Source organism: Mesorhizobium sp. M0514 (assembly GCF_040321145.1).
Classification (GTDB): domain Bacteria; phylum Pseudomonadota; class Alphaproteobacteria; order Rhizobiales; family Rhizobiaceae; genus Mesorhizobium.
The window spans coordinates 1-1,732 of record NZ_JAMYQZ010000198.1; the positions used below are offsets into that span (position 1 = coordinate 1).

The window sequence follows — 1,732 nt, forward strand, 5'->3', positions numbered from 1 at the left end:
CCGATGCGACGGAGTATTTCCAGATCCCGACCGGACGTGTGGTCGAGATCGGCACGCAGGTGGCGATCTGAGGTTTCCGGCAGCCTTTGACGCCACGCACCGGTCATTGCGGGGCAAGCCCTGCGCTGGGAACATGGTAGCCCTACCGTCACGGCACTTGATATTGCATCGCAGCAAGCGTAGAGCACCGCGCGCTTATCGGAGTGTCGTCCATGGCCCTTACCAATGCTGGTATTGAGGCAGAACCCGTCGAACAATCGAGCCATCCCGAAATCGAACAGCACAGCACCAAAGTTCTGATGCTGGGCGCGCTCGGTGTGGTCTATGGCGACATCGGCACCAGCCCGATCTACGCCTTCCGGGAAGCGCTTGTTGCGTCCTCCGGCGGCGAAATCGCCGAGCGCGGCGATATTCTGGGCGTGCTGTCGCTGATCATCTGGTCGTTGACGATTATCGTCACCATCAAATACATCATGTTTGTGCTCAGAGCCGACAACCGAGGCGAGGGCGGCGTGCTGTCGCTGATGGCACTGGCGCGCGGCAGTTTCCCGACCCGCTCGGCGATCATCCTGGCCATCGGTATTGTCGGCGCGTCATTGTTCTTCGGTGACGCCGTCATCACGCCGGCAATCTCGGTGCTTTCGGCGGTTGAAGGCATGAATGTCGTTACCCCGACCTTCCAGCCCTACGTCGTGCCGCTGACGCTGGTCATCCTTGCGATCCTGTTTTCGGTGCAGCGCTTCGGGACCGGCGGTGTGGCGCTGATCTTCGGGCCGATCACGGCGGTCTGGTTCCTGGCTATCGGTCTTTCGGGCTTGAACCACATCATCGCCGATCCCGAAATCCTGTGGGCGGTCAGCCCGCACTACATCGTCGCCTTCCTGATCAATTCGCCCGATGTCGCCTTCGTGACCATCGGCGCCATCTTCCTCGCCGTCACCGGTGCCGAAGCGCTTTATGCCGATCTGGGCCATTTCGGCCGCAAGCCCATCGTGCTCGCCTGGCTGGCCATCGTGTTTCCCTGCCTGCTGCTAAACTATGCCGGGCAGGGCGCTTTCGTGCTGGCGAAGAACGGTCACGTCGGCCACCCATTCTTCGAGATGAACGAAGGCTGGACGCTGATCCCGATGGTGGTGCTGGCCACTGCCGCGACGGTTATCGCCAGCCAGGCGGTGATCTCCGGCGCCTTCTCGCTGACCCGGCAGGCGGTGCAGCTCAATATGCTGCCGCGCCTCGAAATCCTGCACACGTCGGAACGGCAGTCGGGCCAGATCTACATGCCGCGCGTCAATGTTTTGCTGGCGTTGGCGGTGATGTTGCTGGTCGTCGGTTTCGGCGAGTCGAGCAAGCTCGCCTCCGCCTATGGCATCTCGGTGACCGGCAACATGTTGGTGACGACGGTGCTGCTGTTCGTCGTCATGACCCGCATCTGGAAATGGCGGCTGTGGGTGGCGGTCGCCATGACGGCGCTGTTCGGCTTCATCGACATCGGCTTCTTCGCCTCCAACATCGTGAAGGTGTTCGAGGGCGGCTGGGCGTCGCTTGCGGTGGCCTTCACCATCGTTCTGGCGATGTGGACCTGGGTGCGCGGCAGCCGCTATCTGTTCGACAAGACCCGGCGCAACGAAATCCCGCTCGATTTCCTCGCCGGCAATCTGCTGAAGAAGAAGCCGCAGCTGGTGTCCGGCACCGCCGTGTTCCTGACCAGCGATCCGCAAAGCGCGCCGACAGC

The 1,732-nt window shown here is 62.1% G+C and carries 1 protein-coding gene; it reads left to right on the forward strand.

What is annotated here, in order from left to right:
• Positions 1–212: 212 nt before the first annotated feature.
• The coding region (locus NKI61_RS32755; protein WP_023753272.1) for a potassium transporter Kup at positions 213–1,732 on the forward strand (1,520 nt) is incomplete at its 3' end.